Raw genomic sequence first — 16,860 nt, 5'->3', positions numbered from 1 at the left:
CGCCGCTGCCGCGACGGCGGCTGCCGGCGCGGCGGGCGCGGGCGCCGACGGCGACGGCGACGGCGGGCGGGGAACAGGCGGCGCGAAGGCTGCCGGACTCCCGTCGAGGTTCAAGCGGGACCGTGAGCACAAGATGCTCGCGGGGGTGTGCGCGGGCCTCGGGCGGCAGTGCGACATGGACCCGGTGATCTTCCGGATCACGCTCGCCGTGCTCTCCGCGACCGGCGGTATCGGTCTCATCTTCTACGGTTTCGCCTGGCTCTTCGTTCCCTACGCCGACGACGGGCAGAACGAGGTGCGCAAGCTCCTGACCGGCCGGGTCGACGGCCAGGCTCTCGCGGCCGTGCTGTTCGCGCTGGTCGGCTGCGGCGTGTTCCTGTCGATGCTGAACAACGGCAGCGTGCTCACGTTCGCCGTGGTCGTCTCCCTGCTCCTGGCGGGCGCCGGTTACTGGTCGCGGCACCGGGACTCCTCCGACCCCGACCCACTGGCCGCGCAGGCCGTGGCCGACGCCCCGCCGGAGGCACAGGCGCCGCCCGTGCCCGCCGCCTACCCGTCCTGGTGGCGCGACCCCATAGTCAAGGACGGCACCCACGACGGCGGCACCGGCTACCTGTGGGGCCCGTCGGACTCCCGCGGCCGGGACTTCATGGCGAACGTCGACGTCGAGCTCACCGGCCACCGCCGCCGCGAGGACATACGCACCTCGCGCGAGCCGTACGTCCGGCCCTCGGACCCGCGGTGGATCGGCGGCTGGGCGTTCCTGCTCGCCCTGCTCGCGGGCGGCCTGGTCACCAGGCTCACCTGGCACGGGCATCCGCTCGGCGCCAGCCTGCAGGCCGGCCTGGCGGCCGCGCTCGTCGTGCTCGGCGCGGGCATCGCGATCAGCTCGTTCCTGGGGCGTACGAGCGCGAGGTCGGTGTTCCTGGCGATCGTCACGGCGGCCCTGCTGGCCGGCGCGGCCGTACTGCCGAGGAACATCGGCACGCACTGGACCGACACGACCTGGCGGCCCACGACGGTGGCGGACGTGCGGACGGACTACGAGCTGGGCTCGGGCGAGGGCACTCTGGACCTCTCCCGGCTGGCCCTGGCCAAGGGGCAGACCGTCAGCACCGACGCGGAGGTGGGAGCGGGCCGGCTGCGGGTGATCGTGCCCCCGGGCGTGACGGTGAAGGCGAGGATCGACGTGGGGCTGGGTGACGTCCAGCTGCCGGGTGACGACAAGAAGGACGTGGACGTGGAGCCGGGCAAGCACAAGGAGGTCACCCTGCGGCCCGCCTCGGGGCGGGCGGACGGGGGGACCATCGATCTGGACCTTCGGGTCGGAGTGGGACAGGCGGAGGTGGCCCGTGCTGCGTCATGAGTTCCGGCCCGGCCGCCTGGTCGCCGGCGCCTCCTTCGTCCTCGCGGGCGTCATCTTCGCGGGCGACGCGGGCGGGCTGTGGGAGGCGCAGTGGTTCGTGATGATCCCGGTCGTCGTGGCCGGCCTCTGCCTGGCGGGAGTGACGGGCGCGGTGGCCGGGAATGTCCGCAGACGGCGAGGCCGGTCCGGCCGGCCCGCCCCGACCGCAACCGACGCCACAACGCCGCCGTGAGCCGCCCGCACAGGACGACCACGCCGCCGTGACCGGCCCGGACGGACGACAGGCCCCGGTTCGCGCCACCTCGTCGCCGTGACGGCCCGGACGGACGACAGGTCCCGGTCCAGAGGTCGGTCCCCGACCCGAGCCGACCGCGCTCGCCCCCGGCTTGAACCCCGGCGTCCAGCCCGAGCCATCGGCCCCGGTGTCCGCCCCGAGCCCCTAGCCCAGGCCCCCCGCCCGTCGCTGGCGCCGACGGGAATGCCAGGCGGCGTCGAGGGAGAGGACCGGGGCGCCCGCGAGGACGAAAGGCAGCCAGGCCATCAGGTAGGGGAGGTCGTTGCCCAGGTAGTACGGATCCGAGGCCCAGCTCACCGTCAGCCACAGGCTGAGCGAGATCAGCGCGCCGCCCAGGGCGGCGAGCCGGGTGAGGACGCCGAGCAGGACGCCTATACCGACGGCGAGTTCGCCGAAGGCCATGGCGTAGCCGAAGCCGACAGGGCTCTTCAGGGCCAGGTCGACCATGGCCGGGACGGCGGAGGAGTCACGGACGGCGCGCATGGTCTCGCCGATCGAGCCGGCGCCGCTCGCCTTCAGGAAGGCGGGGTCGGTGAGCTTGTCAAGGCCGGCGTAGACGAAGGTCACGCCGAGGAAGATCCGCAGAGGGAGGAGGGCGTAACGCGCGGCGGTGTCCCGCCAGCCGCGGCCGCCCCCGTCGAGATGGGGAGGATAGGTATCCGTCCGCATACTGTGAGTCATCGCCCGTAGCCGCCTCTCGCCCGGAGTGGTGGGACCCCTCGACAGACCATACGTACGGCATGGCGGGGAGCACTCAAAGGTGTCCACGGGCTCGGCCCGACACCGGTTCACCGGCCCCCGGCCGGGGAGCCGCAGGGGGACGGCGATCGGGAACGGCGGCCGGGAACGGCGACCAGGGGCGGCGATCGGTGACGTCCGTCTGCGACGGCGGCCGGGGGTGCCCGTCTGTGACGTCGGTCGGTGACGTCGGGTCAGTGACGTCGGACGGTGACATGACGTCCGTGACGTCGGTCGGGGACGTCGGGTCTGTGGCGTCGTCGCTGAGGTGGATGGGGTCGGTCGGTGTGGTCGGTCGGCGTGGTCGGTCGGCGTGGTCGGTCGGTGTGGTCAGTCGGTGACGTCGATCGCGTACCGGTTGGTCTCCACCCCGGCCGCGGTGACGACCTGGACGTCCACCCGCCCGGGCTCCACGTCCGCCGGCACGGGCACGGTGAGGACGTCGTCGCCGGGGTTGCTGAAGCCGCCCGCAACCGGGACCAGCGGAACGTGCACATGGACCGGGCCGATGCGGACGACCATGCGGGAGAGCCGGTCGGCGCTCTGGGCGCCGGGCGGGACGAATCCGGCGCCGCGGATCTCGATGTCGTCGCCGGTGCGGATCGGGGCGTCGAGGTCGCCGGCCTCGCGGGAGCGGACGACGGACAGGATGACGGGCCGGCCGCCCTCCGCGTACTTGCCGGCCAGGTAGGTCGCGGCCGAGACGAGGACGACGACCGCCAGACCCCAGGGCAGGTCGGGCAGCTGGTCGGGGCGTCGGGCCAGGCGCACCGCGGCGAAGGCGAGGGCGACGGCGCCGATCACGGCGTACTGGATGTCGGCGAAGGCGCCGCGGCCGGCGTCGTCGGTGAGCAGGTCGGCCGCCCGGGGGCGGTGGGCGCGGACCTTCTGCAGGCGCTGGCCGAGGACGCGCAGGCCGACCACGCGGCGCACCAGCACGGCGATCCCGCAGACCACGGCGAGAACGGTCACCGTGCCCGCGCCGCGGGCGAGGTCGAGCCCGGCGATCAGCGCGTCGCGTTCGGCGTGGCCGGAGGCGGCGGCGAGCCGGCCCACCAGGACCAGCACCGCGTAGGCCACGAACAGCACCCAGGCGGCGGCGACCGCGCGGGAGGTGGAGAGACGGTTGTCCTCGCCGATCACGGGCGCCAGCGCCCCGCCGCGCGCCCGGTGGAACCAGGAGGCGGCGGTCAGCGCGCCGGCGACGACGAGCGCCGCGAGGAGTCCGGCGGTGCGGGCGGCCGTCCAGCCCGCGCCGACGGCAGTCAGGGACTGCACCAGCAGCAGTGCGACGACCGCGGCCCACACGGTGACCGCCGTGCGCCGCCACAGACGGCCGAGCCATGCCTCGCCCTCGGCGCGGCCGCGTTCGGCGACGAGTTCCGCGGACTGCGTCAGCTCCTCGGACACCCACTGGCGGGACGCCGAGAAGGAGTGGGCGACGGCGGCCGGCAGGCCCTGTCCGGCGGCGAACTCGTCCCGTTTCAGCAGGAACGCGGCGACCGCGCGCCGGTGTCCTTCCCGTGCCCCGTGGGGGCAGTCCCCGCAGGCGCAACCGCCTTCGTGCGCACCCGCCCCCGGGCCCGGGCCCGCGCCCTGTCTCGCCTCCTGCACCGCCACGTCCGACGCCCTGCCTTCCCCGCGACCCGATCGGATGGAGGCCCCGGAGAGCCCTCTGAAGGCCCCGGTCGCCACCCTGTGGACAACTCCCCTGCGATGTCAGCGAATTGTGCCCTACGACACACCCTGTGTGTCCGGCAGGTCTGGTCAGAGCGGGTGAAGCAGGGGAGGCCGTGTTGACCCGGCTGCGAGAATTTGCCCATGGCCGAGATCATCCAGCGTCACGGGACCTGGGCCTTCGACGGCACGACGGTCAGGATCACGCCGGGACTGCATCGCTCCGTGCCGCTGTTCCGGCAGACGTACGGGGAGATCGCCGTGCCGCTCGAGGCGGTCGCCGGGATCGTCTACGAGCCCGAACGCAGGCGCGGGCGGCTGCGGATGCGGCTGCGCGAGGGAGCCGACCCACTGCTGCAGGCGACCGGTGGACGGCTGCCCGACGCGGCCGACCCCTACCGGCTCACGGTGGACACGGACCGCTCGGGGATCGCCGAGTACCTCGCCGAGGAGATCCGGCACGCGCTGCTGCTGGACCGGATCACGGACGAGCCGACCACGGCGTATCTCCTGCCGGGCCCACCGGTGCCGGTGTCGGTGCGGTCCTCCGACGGCACCGTCTCCTTCGACGGCGTCCAGGTGCGGATCGACTGGGCGGACACCTCGGACCGGGTGAAGCGGGCGACCGGGCCCCGTGTGCTCGACGTCGACGACCTGGTGCGGGTCGAGTGGCTGCCCAACTCCGGTCTGGACGACGGCTTCCTGCGCTTCGTGACCCGCGAGACGGTGTTCTCGAAGCTGCCGGCCGAGAAGGACCCGTACGCCCTGGACCTGTGGGGCAACGTGAGCCGCGACCTGCTGACGGCGCTGGTGGCGACGGCTGTCACGGCACGTCTTCCGCATCCCTCGGCCCGCGCGCACCCCGGGCCCGAGGACGAACCGGAGCGGGCGGACACCGGCGCGGCCCGAGGACGGCGGCCCACATCGTCCGCCCCCAACCCGTCCGCCCCCAACCCGTCCGCGCCGAACCTGGCCGCCCAGGGTCCGTGCGTCCCGGCCCCGGCCGACCACCATGACGTGCTGCTGCGCCGGCTGCGCGAGTTGGGCGAGCTGCACCGGGACGGGGTGCTGACCGACGAGGAGTTCGCGAGGACGAAGGCCGTCGTGCTGCGCGGCTTCTGAGCGAGCGGTGAACCGTGGGCCGGCTCAGCAGGCTGCCGGCTCGGCGGACTGCAGGGTCGGCCGACTGCAGGGTCCGTGGACTGCAGGGTCGGTCAGCTCAGCAGGTCCGGCTCGCTGCGGCTGACGTCCTGCCACAGGGGCTGGTAGTTGATCCACGCCACCAGGTCGCCCCCGAGCTGCTCCCGGGTCGCGACCGCCGCCCGGTGGTCGATCAGCACGGGCCTGCCCGCCGCCCGCGCGGTCAGCTGGACCTGGCTGGAGCGTTCCATGGAGACGAACCACCAGGCGGCCGCGTCGACGGAGTCGCCCACCGTCAGCAGCCCGTGGTTGCGCAGCACGAGCGCCTTGCGGGAGCCGAGCGCGGCCGCGATGCGCCGCCCTTCCTCCGCGTCGACGGCCACGCCGGTGTAGGCGTCGTACAGGGCGTGGTCCTCGTAGAACGCGCAGCTCTCCTGGGTGAGGGGGTCCAGCAGCTCGCCGAGTGCGGCGAGGGCGCGTCCGTGGACGGAGTGGCAGTGGGCCACGGCGACGACGTCCGGGCGCGCGGCGTGCACCTGGGCGTGCACCGTGAAGGCGGCCTGGTTGACGTGGTAACGGCCCTCGACGACCTGCCCGTCGGCGTTGGCGAGCACCAGGTCGCTGACGGTGACGTGCTTGAAGGACATGCCGAACGGATTGACCCAGAAGCAGTCGCTGTACTCGGGGTCGCGGGCGGTGATGTGCCCCGAGACGCCGTCCTCGAAGCCGAGCCGTCCGAAGATCCGTACCGCGCCGGCCAGCCGTTCCTTTCGATGACGGCGCTCGTCCTCCACCGATTCGTGCATCGGCGGCATGGCGAACTGCAGCCGGTCGGTGGGCAGCGGGGCAGGCGGCGTGGGCCCGTGCATCGGTCCTCCAGCACTGGTTGCTTTACGACGCGGAAGTTACCGTCGGTCAGCGCAAAAGGGCAGAGCCGTTATGCAAAGATGACGATTTCCGTCACCATCGGAGCACGTCTTGAGCATCGCAGCACGCCACATCACCGCACTCATGCGCCAGATCGCGACGCGTGACGCCATCGAGCTGGTCCACCCCTTCGCGGAGTTCCAGACGTTCGGCGCGCTGGCCTACATAGCCGAGTGCTACGGCTTCCGGTACGAGAGCGTGCGTCTCGTCGGCAAGCACCGGATCCTCCACGTCCACCTGGTCCGCGACCTCGACCCGTCGGCGCGGCAGCGGGCCGCGGCGAACTCGGCCGCCTTCCCCGACCCGGGCCCCGACCGCCCCGTGCCGGGCATGTACCTGGGCTCGCTCACACCGGTCCCCGAGGCGCAGGCGGACGTCGAACTGATCACCGCGCTCATCCGCTACGACGCCTTCGCGGCGGCCGCCAACCGCAGACAGCTGCAGTTCATCGGGTGGGGCTCGGGGGCGCTCTTCCTGCTGATGGCCGTCCTGACCGGGGTGTACGCGGTGCTGCTCCCGCTCGCCGTGCTGATGCCGGCGTTCCTGCTGGGCGCTCTGCGGGTGAACACGATGCGACGCGCGAAGCTGGCCCGGCAGCTCACGGCGGCGGGCTGCACGCCGGTGCGGGACGGAGCAGGGGTGGAGCGGTACGTGCGACCGACGCCCAGCCCGTTCGGAACTCCGTACGGCCCACCGCAGGGCCCGGCGCAGGCAACGCCGTACGGCACGCCGCAGGGAACGCCGTACGGCACGCCGCAGGGATTCTGACGCGCCCGCGGCGGAAATTCCGACAGAAGGTGTCCGGTATCGGGGTCAGACTCGCCGTATGACACCGAGTAGCGCCCGCCAGAACTGGTCCGTGTTCGCCGAGGCGGAGCCCGAGTTCGCGAAGACCGCCGAGGACCGCTTCGGCGCGTTCACCCACCACGTCCTGGCGACCCTGCGCAAGGACGGCTCCCCGCGCACGTCCGGCATCGAGGTCCGTTTCCTCGCCGGTGAGCTGTGGCTCGGCATGATGCCCGGCTCGCTCAAAGCCCTCGACCTGCGCCGGGACCCGCGCTTCTGTCTCCAGGCCAACCCGGGCGAGGGCACCGGGATGGGCGGGGGCGACGTACGGATCGCGGGGCGGGCGATCGAGGTGGCGGACGGCGAGGCGAAGGCCGCGTACGTGAAAGAGGTGGAACCGCCGCAGCCGTTCCACCTCTTCCGCACCGAGTTGACGGAGGTCGTACGGACCTACGTCGAGGACGACACGTATCTGGTCGCCCAGGTCTGGCAGCCCGGAGCGCCGGTGCGCACGCTCAGGCGGACCTGAACCCCTCGCGCGGGGCCCCGGTGCGGGTCACTCCCACTCGATGGTGCCCGGCGGCTTCGAGGTCACGTCGACGACGACACGGTTGACGTCACGGACCTCGTTGGTGATCCGGGTGGAGATCTTCGCCAGGACGTCGTACGGCAGCCGCGACCAGTCGGCGGTCATGGCGTCCTCGGAGGAGACGGGGCGCAGCACGATCGGGTGACCGTAGGTGCGGCCGTCGCCCTGGACGCCGACGCTGCGGACGTCCGCGAGCAGCACCACCGGGCACTGCCAGATCTCCCGGTCGAGACCGGCGGCCGTCAGCTCCTCGCGGGCGATGGCGTCGGCGTCGCGCAGCAGGTCCAGGCGCTCCTTGGTGACCTCGCCGACGATGCGGATGCCGAGGCCGGGTCCCGGGAACGGCTGGCGCTGGACGATCTCCTCCGGCAGGCCGAGCTCCTGGCCGACCATGCGGACCTCGTCCTTGAACAGCTTGCGCAGCGGCTCGATCAGCTGGAACTCGAGGTCCTCGGGCAGACCGCCCACGTTGTGGTGCGACTTGATGTTTGCCGTGCCGGTGCCGCCGCCGGACTCGACGACGTCCGGGTAGAGCGTGCCCTGGACCAGGAAGGCGACCTCGGGGCCGTCGTCCGCGATGATCTCGGCCTGGGCCTGCTCGAAGACGCGGATGAACTCGCGCCCGATGATCTTCCGCTTCTCCTCGGGGTCCGAGACGCCCTTGAGCGCGGTGAGGAAGCGTTCCTCGGCGTCCACGACCTTCAGCTGGACGCCGGTCGCGGCCACGAAGTCCTTCTCGACCTGCTCGGTCTCGCCCTTGCGCATCAGGCCGTGGTCGACGTAGACGCAGGTCAGCTGGGAGCCGATGGCCTTCTGGACGAGGGCCGCGGCGACCGCCGAGTCGACGCCGCCGGACAGGCCGCAGATGGCGCGCTTGTCGCCGACCTGCTCGCGGATGGCCGCGACCTGCTCCTCGATGACGTTGCCCGTGGTCCAGTCCGGGGTGAGGCCCGCGCCCCGGTACAGGAAGTGCTCCAGGACCTGCTGGCCGTGCGTGGAGTGCATGACCTCGGGGTGGTACTGGACGCCGTACAGCTTCTTCTCGTCGTTCTCGAAGGCGGCGACCGGGACGACGTCCGTGGAGGCGCTGACGACGAAGCCCTCGGGGGCGGCGGAGCAGGCGTCGCCGTGGGACATCCACACGGCCTGCTCGGCCGGGGTGCCCTCGAAGAGGGTGGAGGAGACGCGGGAGACGTGCAGGTCGGTGCGGCCGTACTCGCGGGCCCCGGTGTTGTCGACCGTGCCGCCGAGGCTCTGCGCCATCAGCTGGAAGCCGTAGCACATGCCGAAGACGGGGACGCCGGCCTCGAAGATCGCGCGGTCGAGGCGGGGGGCGCCCTCCTCGTAGACGGACGAGGGGCCCCCGGAGAGGATGATCGCCGCCGGGTTCTTGGCGAGCATCTCCTGGACGGGCATGGTGCTCGGCACGATCTCGCTGTAGACCCGCGCCTCGCGGACTCGACGGGCGATGAGCTGGGCGTACTGCGCGCCGAAGTCGACGACCAGGACGGTGTCGGGGGCGGCGGCAGCGGGAGTCGCTGTGGACACGGGGGCCTTCCGGCGGTTCGGGCGGGGTCTCTGTGCTGGCCAATTCTACCGAGAGCGGACGTGGCGTCGTCCCGGCTCCGGAGCCGTCCCCGCGTCTCAGGATGCGAACCGGCTTGGACCGGGCCCGGCACCGCTGCATACTGGGCCGCATGCTTTCGCACACGACCTTCGTCTTTACCTATGGCATCCGGCCCGCCGGCTGCCATGGTCGTGTTGCTTGAGCTGCTGACAAGCGACTTTCCAGGCGCCCCGGGCCGACAAGGCCCGGGGCGCCTGTCGTTTCTCCCGGGTCCTGTCGCTCCGGGGCGACCCGAACCCGAACAAGGAGCCCCCATGACCGCCATCGACGTGACCGGCGCCCGCACCTCCGAGGCCGCCGACGTGATCACCGGCGCCCGTGAGCGCATCGACGCGCTCGACGACCGGATCATCGGCCTGATCCAGGAACGGATGGCCGTGTCGGCCGTCATCCAGGAGGCACGGATCACCTCCGGCGGCCGGCGGGTGAACCTCTCGCGCGAGCTGGAGGTCCTCGGCCACTACCGGGACGCGCTGGGCCGGCCCGGCACCGCCCTGGCGATGACACTGCTCGAACTGTGCCGGGGACGCGTGTGACCTCGGGCGTCAGTTCGGCCGCCGTCTCACCCGTACGGCGCGTGACCGCGGACCCGGCGGCGTCGTTGGTCCCGGTGTCCGCTCCAGCCAGGGGCGGGTCCGGAAGAACCACGCGTGGCTCGCTGGGGCGATGAGACGTACGGATCGTGCCGTGCGTCGTGGGACCTCGCTCCGAAAGTGACCGGACGGCAGGGGACAGCAGCCCGGTCACCAAGAGAACGGTCGGTCTCGGGGACGCCCGGGACCGACCGGCGGAAAATGCAAAAATGCACAAGGGCTGGGTCAAACGGTTGCGGGGGCCGCGCTCATCCAGCACGATGCGTAGAAAGCACCCGAACGACCTCAAGTCCCCCTTCGGACGACACCTCCGCGCGGGCCTCCCTCCCCACTGTCAGACCTTCATAGCCAGACCTTCATAGCCAGACCCTCACAGCCAGAGGTCCGGACCAGCGGCGCAACCCCCCGGCGCCGCTCCCAGGCACCGGCGCTGCCCTGACGCCGGTGCTGACGATAAAGAAGGGCCCTGCGGATCCGTCCCGCGGGGCCCTTCGTCATGCCCGGGGGCTCCTCGCGCCGAGCCATGATCAGGTGTGACGCGCGCCATATAAAGATCCTGTGAGTCAGCACAACCGTTCGCCGCCTCCGCTGGTCACACCCAGCGAAAACAGGCCCACTCCCGACCCCCATTGCGGAAGGCCTCCACCCCAGATCCGCCGAGGTCTTCATGAAGCTTCGCCGCACGATGGTCGCCATGGCCGCGACCGCCGTCGTCGCCCCGCTGGCCCTGCTGTCCGCGCCCGCCGCCTTCGCGGAGGACGAGACGTCCTCCCCGACCGCTTCCGCGACGCAGAGCGCCACGTCCAGCCCGTCGGACTCGGACGGCCAGAGCGCCTCCGGCACGCCGACCGGCGCCGGCTCGGCCTCCTCCTCGACCGGCTCGGGCGCTCTGCAGGCGTCGGGCTCGCCGACCGGCAGCCCGAGCGGCTCCGCCTCCTCGTCCCCGTCCGCCTCGGGGACGTCCACGGCGAGCCCGTCGGCGAGCGCGAGCGACGACGCGTTCGACCCGTACACGGACTGCAAGTCCTTCGATCTGGACGAGAAGCTCACGGCCGAGATCAAGGGCCTGCCGAGCAAGATCGTCGCCGGTTCGGGCTGGCACGACTTCGAGTTCGTCGTCGACAACGACTCCGACCAGGACCTGAAGAACGTGTACATCGACGCGTTCATGGACTACGGCGACGAAACCGACACCTTGCTCTCCGAGGGCCTCGCCGTCATCCAGGTCAAGGAGGACGGCAAGTGGACCAGCGGCTACCAGGACTCCTACGAGGGCGAGAACGGCAAGCAGGTCGTCACGGGCTCCTTCGTGGGACTGCTGGACACCCTGGAGGCGAACTCCACGGACTCCCTCGACCTGAGGGTGAAGGTCAAGGCGTCGGCGCCGGCGGGCGCGTCGTTCGCGCTGAGCGAGGCCATCTACGCCGGAAAGGACTCCGCCTGCTACGGCAACGGTGACGCCTACGACGTGCAGATCGTCGCCGCGGGCGGTCACGCCGACGGCGCGGGCGACGCCAAGCCGAACGGCGACAAGCCCGACGACGGCGTCAAGGCCCAGGGCGGCGCCAAGCCGATCACCGGCAGCCTCGCCTCCACCGGTTCCGACTCGGCGCTGCCGATGATCGGGCTGGTCGGCGGCGTGGCCGTCGTCGCCGGTGCGGGAGCGGTGTTCGCCGCCCGCCGCCGCAAGGCCGGTGCGCACGCGTAACACGCACGAGGACCAGCGAAGGGACCTGCGCTCGGAGGGGGGCGCAGGTCCCTTCGCCGTGTCCGGACCGTGTGCGGTCACGCGGTCTACTGCTTGGGCGGGACCGCCGGAATCCCCAGGAACGGCAGGCGCAGCGCGCCGAACGCCTCGGCGGGCACCGCCGGGCTGACCGGCCCGACGGGCTTCAGCCGCTCGTACGCCGCCCCCTGCGCCGGACGCGGATCCGTCTCGCCCTTGTTCGGCCAGTACGACATGGCCCGCTCGGCCTGGGCGGTGATGGTGAGCGACGGGTTCACCCCGAGGTTCGCCGAGACCGCGGCGCCGTCGACGACCGAGATGCCGGGGTGGCCGTAGAGGCGGTGATAAGGGTCGATGACGCCGGTCTCGCGGGAGTCACCGATCGGGCACCCGCCGAGGAAGTGCGCGGTGAGCGGGGTGCCCATCAGTTCGCCCACGTTGGACCCTGCGAAGCCGTTGATGTCGGCGGCGATCACCGAGGCGGCCTGCGAGGCGGCCCTGATCTGCTTGGGGTTGGGAGCGCCGTGCCCCTGACGCGCGGTCAGCAGGCCCTTGCCGACGCCCGTCGGCTTGAGGTACGTCGTCAGCGAGTTGTCCAGCGACTGCATCACCAGACCGATGATGGTGCGCTCCGACCAGCGGCGGTTGGAGAGCGAGCGCAGCACGAGGAGCGGGTGGCGGACGGCGTTCGCCAGCCAGCCGGCGACCCTCGACGAGCCCTCCGCGTAGGGCACCTGCAGGATCGACAGGCTGCCCATGGAGTTGGAGCCCCGGCCGTAGCGGACCGGCTCGATGTGGGTGTTCTCGTCCGGGTGGATGGACGAGGTGATGGCGACGCCGCGCGTGAAGTCCACCTTGGGCGCGCCGGTCGCCTTGCGGTAGCGGCGGTCGTCGGTCTGGGCGCCGACCAGCGCCTCGGAGTTGGTGCGGGTCAGATGGCCCAGCCGGTCGGACAGGTAAGGGAGTTGGCCGCCCGCCTTCATCCGGTGGAGCAGGGTCTGGGTGCCGTAGGTGCCGGCCGCGAGGACGACCCGGCGCGCCTTGAAGACCCTGCCGTGCGCCCTGCCCTTGCGGCGCGCGTCGGTGGGCAGGGTGGCGATCGCGTAGCCGCCCTGCGAGTCGTCCGTGACGGACATGACCGTCGTCAGGGGGTGGACGACCGCGCCCGCCTTCTCGGCGAGGTGCAGATAGTTCTCGTTGAGGGTGTTCTTGGCCCCGTGCCGGCAGCCGGTCATGCACTCGCCGCACTCGACGCAGGCCTTGCGGGCCGGTCCCGCGCCCCCGAAGTAGGGGTCGGCGACCTGCTCCCCCGGCCTGGCCTTCACCGTGCCGTCGGCGTCCTCGCCGTCGCCGAAGAACACCCCGACCGGCGCCAGGTGGAAGGTGTCGCCGACGCCCATCCGTTCCGCGGCCGCCTTCAGGTGCACGTCGGAGGGGGTCGTCGTCGGGTTGAGCCGTACGCCCAGCATGCGGCGCGCCTGGTCGTAGTACGGCGTCAGCTCCTCCTGCCAGTCGGTGATGTCACGCCACTGGGGGTCGTCGAAGAAGGGCTTCGGCGGGACGTAGAGGGTGTTGGCGTAGTTGAGTGAGCCGCCGCCCACGCCCGCGCCGGCCAGGACCATGACGTTGCCCAGCAGATGGATGCGCTGGATGCCGTACATGCCGAGGGCGGGGGCCCAGAGGTAGTTCTTCAGGTCCCAGGAGTTCCTGGGGAGCGTCTCGCGGGTGAAGCGGCGGCCTGCCTCCAGGACGCCCACGGTGTAGCCCTTCTCCGTCAGGCGCAGGGCGGTCACGGAACCGCCGAAGCCGGATCCGACGACGATGACGTCGTAGTCGTAGGCGTCCTGGGACACGTGCTCTCCTCGTCGGGAACGGGTGGGATTCAGCGCAGCCGGAGCGTCTTCATCACCTTCAGGCTGGTGCTCATGAACCGGGCGTACTTCTCGTCGTCCATGCCCAGGGCCGGCGCCATCGGCAGCAGGCGCTGCTGGGCCACCGTCTGGGCCTCGGTGTACTTGAGGATGCCCTCGGAGCCGTGGCGGCGGCCGAGCCCGGAGTCCTTCATGCCGCCCATCGGGGACTGGACGCTGCCGTAGGCCGAGGCGTAGCCCTCGTTGACGTTGACCGTGCCGGCCCGCACCCGGGAGGCGACCTCCCGGCCGCGGCGGCCGTCCTTCGTCCACACCGACGCGTTCAGGCCGTAGGGCGTCGAGTTGGCCTGCTCGATCGCCTCGTCGTCGGTCCTGAAGCGGTAGATCGAGACGACCGGGCCGAAGGTCTCCTCGGTGCAGACGGACATGGGCTCCGTGACGCCGTCGAGGATGGTCGGCTCGAAGAAGTACGGGCCGACGTCCGGGCGGGCGACGCCGCCGGCGACGATCTTCGCACCCTTGGCGACGGCCTCCTCGACGTGCCGGGTCACCGTCTCCAGCTGGCGTTCGCCGACCAGGGAACCCATGTCGGCGCCGTAGGCCAGGGAGGTGCCGAGGCGCATGGCCCGGGTGCGGGCGGCGAAGCGCTCGACGAAGGCGTCCGCGATCGACTCGTGGACGTACAACCGCTCGATGGAGATGCAGAGTTGGCCGGCGGAGGAGAAGCAGGCGCGAACGGCGCCGGCCGCCGCCTTCTCCACGTCGGCGTCCTCCAGGACCAGCATGGCGTTCTTGCCGCCGAGTTCGAGGGAGACGCCGACGAGCCGGGCGGCGGCGCCCTGGGCGACCTCGCGGCCGGTGCGGGTGGAGCCGGTGAAGCAGACGTAGTCGGCGTGCCGGACGACCTCGGGGCCGACGACGGGCCCCTCGCCCAGGACGACCTGGAAGACGTCGGCGGGCAGACCGGCCTCGACGAGCAGGTCACGGGCCCACAGAGCGGTCAGGCAGGTCTCCGTGTCGGGCTTCATGACGACGGCGTTGCCCGCGACGAACGCCGGCAGCGCGTCGCCGACCGACAGCTCCAGCGGGTAGTTCCAGGGCGCGATCTGCCCCACGACCCCGCGCGGGTGGCGCAGTTCGGTGACCTTCGTGAGGGTCGGCATGGCGCCGGCGTGCCGCTTGGGACGCAGATACGCGGGGGCCCTGCGGCCGTAGTGGCGGGCGGCGACGGCGACGGCCTGCACCTCCTCGTGGGCGTGCAGGCGCGCCTTGCCGGTCTCCAGCTGGATGAGGTCGAGCACCTCGGCCTGGCGCTCCAGCACCAGGTCGTGGAAGCGGAGCAGGACGGCGGCGCGTTCCCGGACCGGCGTCTTCGCCCACACCGCCTGGGCGGCGCGGGCCGCCTCGTAGGCCTTGAGGACGTCCTCGGGGGTGGACTCGGGCAGGTCGGCGAGCTTCTCGCCGGTGAACGGCGTGTGGTTGGCCGTCCGGCCGGAGCCGGTCACGCCCTTGGTGAGCTGGGCGACCAGCTCCGGGGTCACCACGTCGGCGGCGGTGCGGACGCCGGTGGGGGTGGGGGCGAGGGGATTCGTGCCGGTCTTTGCCGGTGCCATTTCCGGGGCCTGCGAGTCCGTCATGAGGCGCAGGGTATGACGTGCGGGGAACTTTGGGTACCCGCCGGTAATAGGGATTCACCGGCCGCACACACGACGCCAGCGTCCACTGGCAACAAACCTGCTGATCAGGGCGTTGGGTCCGGCGCTCCCCGCGCGGATTCCGCCGCCCGCGATCTCCGGGCGGCGGCCGGACGGAGCGGCCCCCGACCGTTACCGGCGGTTACCGGGAGTCCACCGGGCAGGGCGGCGCCGGACTGCGGTCCCGGCCGGCGCGGGCCGCTTCCAGGGCGTTCGCGGTGTCCTGCGGGGTCGGCCGGTGTTCCGGGTCGCGGTGCAGCAGTCCCTGGAGGAGGGGGCCGAGCGGGCCGGCACGTTCCGCCTCGGGCGGGTCCGCGGCGAGGACCGCGGCGGATGCGGACCGCGCAGGCGTCCCGTGGAACGGGGACCGGCCCTCGACGGCCGCGTACAGCAGGACGCCGAGGGACCACAGGTCGGAGGCCGGGCCCGCGTCTCGTCCCGACGTCCGCTCGGGAGCGATGAAGTCCGGGGAGCCGAGGCCACTTCCGGTCGCGGTCCGGGACTCCTCACCCGGGACGTGCGCGATGCCGAAGTCCGTGACGACGACCCGGCCATGGGGGCCACCCGGCTCGAGCGAGTCCGCGAACGGGGGACGGCCGAGCAGCACGTTGCTCGGCTTCAGGTCCCGGTGGACGATGCCGACGGCGTGCGCGGCGCGCAGCGCGCCCAGGACGGCGAGGCCGATCCGCGCCGCCTCGGCGGAGTCGAGCGGGCCGCGTCGCAGCGTCTCGCGCAGGGACTCGCCGTGGACCAGCTCCATCACGATCCAGGGGAGCCCGCCCTCGATGTCCGTCCCCTCCTCCATCACCACGTCGTGGATGGTGACGGCACAGGGGTGGTCCACGCGGGCGGCGGCACGGGCCTCCCGCTGGAGCCGGTGCGCCGCGCGGCGGTAGCGCTCGTCCTCGGGCCGTCCCGGCAACCATGGCTTCTTGACGGCGACTTCACGCCCCGTCAGCTCGTCCCCGCCCCGCCACACGGTGCCCGAACCCCCGGATCCGATGCGATCGAGCAGCCGGTAGCGGCCGTCCAGTATCCGGCCTTCGGCGTCTCCGGGATCCCCGTCGTTGCTCATGCCTCCATGACTACCACGATCGCCGGTCAACTCCCGTCGACACGAAGGCGGTTCGACGACGGAACGCGCTAGGGCCGGTCGATCTGCAGGTTGGCGATCGCCGTGCGGGCCACCTCGCGGCCGCGCGAGGTGAAGTCGCCCTTGCCGGGGTAGCCGACCATGAGCTCGTACATGTCGCCGCCGGTGGACCTGTAGTACAGGATCCTCAGCTCGCGCGGGGCCGGGTGCTGGCTGTCGTCGGTGGTGTACACGACCGTGTTCCCGGCGGCCTTGCGGCCCTGGAAGGTCGCGTCGCCGTCCGTGCTGGTCCGCGGCCCCTTCGGCATGTTGACCCGGTAATCGCCGGACTCCTTGAAGTCGCCGTTGTCGGCGTACATCTCGGCGGCCGCGGAGTCCTTGATCGCGTGGCCCTTGTCCTCCGCCCTGCGCTTGACCTCCAGGACGACCGAGATCGCGCCGCTCGGGTCGGTGTAGCTCACCCAGTGCTCGTCCGCGGGGGCGTCCTTGGCGGGTTCGCCGCGCACATAGCTGTCGGGCACCGCGAGCGTCGCGGTGACCTCCTTCTCGTGCTTCGTCTTCCACCCGTCGGGCAGCGGCCCGGCGAACGGGTCGGCGACCACCAGGTACGTGGCCGCCGCCACGGCCACGACGGCGGCCCCCAGCCCGATCCACGCCGTGCGGCCGAACCGGCGCGCGGCACGGGGGCGCTCGGTGGGCGCGACGGCCCGGGCGGGCTGCGCAGCGGGCGGGTTCGCG

Annotated in this window: 13 protein-coding genes and 2 pseudogenes; 7 read left to right on the top strand and 8 right to left on the bottom strand. The window is 72.3% G+C overall.

The features are described 5' to 3' along the window. A partial coding sequence (locus BG482_RS39075; RefSeq protein ID WP_256096615.1) for a PspC domain-containing protein occupies nt 1–1,366 on the top strand: 1,366 nt, incomplete at its 5' end. Beyond that, entirely contained in the window at nt 1,353–1,598 is a 246-nt protein-coding gene (locus BG482_RS39070) for a hypothetical protein (RefSeq protein WP_069773971.1), read from the top strand. The genes BG482_RS39075 and BG482_RS39070, both read left to right, overlap by 14 nt. 207 nt (nt 1,599–1,805) lie before the next feature. On the opposite strand, the gene BG482_RS39065 is transcribed toward BG482_RS39070, so the two are convergent. Both BG482_RS39065 and BG482_RS39060 read right to left on the bottom strand, forming a co-directional pair. Further along, a complete protein-coding gene (locus tag BG482_RS39065) occupies nt 1,806–2,342 on the bottom strand; it encodes a DoxX family protein (protein ID WP_069773970.1) in 537 nt (178 codons plus the stop codon). Nucleotides 2,343–2,729: 387 nt separating this feature from the next. Then, complete coding sequence (locus tag BG482_RS39060; RefSeq protein WP_069773969.1) at nt 2,730–4,019, bottom strand: hypothetical protein; 1,290 nt, start codon at nt 4,017–4,019, stop codon at nt 2,730–2,732. A gap of 201 nt (nt 4,020–4,220) precedes the next feature. On the opposite strand from BG482_RS39060, the gene BG482_RS39055 reads away from it, so the two are divergent. Further along, nucleotides 4,221–5,198: a DUF4429 domain-containing protein gene (locus BG482_RS39055; RefSeq protein WP_069773968.1), complete on the top strand. Its 978-nt coding sequence runs from the start codon at nt 4,221–4,223 to the stop codon at nt 5,196–5,198. A gap of 92 nt (nt 5,199–5,290) precedes the next feature. On the opposite strand, the gene BG482_RS39050 is transcribed toward BG482_RS39055, so the two are convergent. After that, nucleotides 5,291–6,085 carry a class II aldolase/adducin family protein gene (locus tag BG482_RS39050; protein ID WP_069773967.1) on the bottom strand — a complete coding sequence of 265 codons (795 nt, stop codon included), beginning with the start codon at nt 6,083–6,085 and terminating at the stop codon, nt 5,291–5,293. Between the two features lie 109 nt (nt 6,086–6,194). Between BG482_RS39050 and BG482_RS39045 the strand changes: the two genes are divergently transcribed. Next, nucleotides 6,195–6,911, top strand: coding sequence for a hypothetical protein (locus BG482_RS39045; protein WP_256096614.1), 717 nt, complete (start codon nt 6,195–6,197; stop codon nt 6,909–6,911). 58 nt (nt 6,912–6,969) lie between these two features. Continuing rightward, nucleotides 6,970–7,458, top strand: coding sequence for a pyridoxamine 5'-phosphate oxidase family protein (locus BG482_RS39040; protein ID WP_069773966.1), 489 nt, complete (start codon nt 6,970–6,972; stop codon nt 7,456–7,458). Between the two features lie 27 nt (nt 7,459–7,485). On the opposite strand, the gene guaA is transcribed toward BG482_RS39040, so the two are convergent. After that, the gene (gene guaA, locus BG482_RS39035; RefSeq protein WP_069773965.1) at nt 7,486–9,066 is read right to left on the bottom strand and encodes a glutamine-hydrolyzing GMP synthase; all 1,581 of its coding nucleotides are present in this window, start codon (nt 9,064–9,066) and stop codon (nt 7,486–7,488) included. Nucleotides 9,067–9,399: 333 nt separating this feature from the next. Here guaA and BG482_RS39030 point away from each other — a divergent pair, with 333 nt between their 5' ends. Both BG482_RS39030 and BG482_RS39025 read left to right on the top strand, forming a co-directional pair. Beyond that, nucleotides 9,400–9,681 (top strand): chorismate mutase, encoded by a 282-nt coding sequence (locus BG482_RS39030; RefSeq protein WP_069773964.1) that lies wholly within the window; start codon nt 9,400–9,402, stop codon nt 9,679–9,681. A gap of 751 nt (nt 9,682–10,432) precedes the next feature. Continuing rightward, nucleotides 10,433–11,446: an LPXTG cell wall anchor domain-containing protein gene (locus BG482_RS39025; protein ID WP_256096613.1), complete on the top strand. Its 1,014-nt coding sequence runs from the start codon at nt 10,433–10,435 to the stop codon at nt 11,444–11,446. Nucleotides 11,447–11,532: 86 nt separating this feature from the next. Here BG482_RS39025 and BG482_RS39020 read toward each other — a convergent pair whose 3' ends face one another. The 4 genes and pseudogenes from BG482_RS39020 to BG482_RS39005 form a co-directional block, all read right to left on the bottom strand. Next, the gene (locus BG482_RS39020) at nt 11,533–13,317 is read right to left on the bottom strand and encodes a GMC oxidoreductase (protein ID WP_069773962.1); all 1,785 of its coding nucleotides are present in this window, start codon (nt 13,315–13,317) and stop codon (nt 11,533–11,535) included. A gap of 29 nt (nt 13,318–13,346) precedes the next feature. Continuing rightward, complete coding sequence (locus BG482_RS39015) at nt 13,347–14,972, bottom strand: succinic semialdehyde dehydrogenase (protein ID WP_069773961.1); 1,626 nt, start codon at nt 14,970–14,972, stop codon at nt 13,347–13,349. Nucleotides 14,973–15,210: 238 nt separating this feature from the next. Continuing rightward, nucleotides 15,211–16,104 (bottom strand): annotated as a pseudogene (locus tag BG482_RS39010) (serine/threonine-protein kinase); the annotation flags it as partial. 68 nt (nt 16,105–16,172) lie between these two features. Further along, nucleotides 16,173–16,860, bottom strand: a pseudogene (locus BG482_RS39005) (serine/threonine protein kinase); the annotation flags it as partial.

The sequence above is a fragment of the Streptomyces sp. LUP30 genome, assembly GCF_001746365.1.
Lineage (GTDB): Bacteria > Actinomycetota > Actinomycetes > Streptomycetales > Streptomycetaceae > Streptomyces.
This window is presented reverse-complemented; position numbering and strand designations above follow the sequence as displayed.

Excerpts from the sequence above, each read along its gene's own strand:
- BG482_RS39055 (WP_069773968.1), top strand. The coding sequence starts at position 4,221 with ATGGCCGAGATCATCCAGCGTCACGGGACCTGGGCCTTCGACGGCACG.
- BG482_RS39030 (WP_069773964.1), top strand. The coding sequence starts at position 9,400 with ATGACCGCCATCGACGTGACCGGCGCCCGCACCTCCGAGGCCGCCGAC.
- BG482_RS39065 (WP_069773970.1), bottom strand. The coding sequence starts at position 2,342 with ATGACTCACAGTATGCGGACGGATACCTATCCTCCCCATCTCGACGGG.
- BG482_RS39025 (WP_256096613.1), top strand. The coding sequence starts at position 10,433 with ATGGCCGCGACCGCCGTCGTCGCCCCGCTGGCCCTGCTGTCCGCGCCC.
- BG482_RS39050 (WP_069773967.1), bottom strand. The coding sequence starts at position 6,085 with ATGCACGGGCCCACGCCGCCTGCCCCGCTGCCCACCGACCGGCTGCAG.
- BG482_RS39040 (WP_069773966.1), top strand. The coding sequence starts at position 6,970 with ATGACACCGAGTAGCGCCCGCCAGAACTGGTCCGTGTTCGCCGAGGCG.
- BG482_RS39015 (WP_069773961.1), bottom strand. The coding sequence starts at position 14,972 with ATGACGGACTCGCAGGCCCCGGAAATGGCACCGGCAAAGACCGGCACG.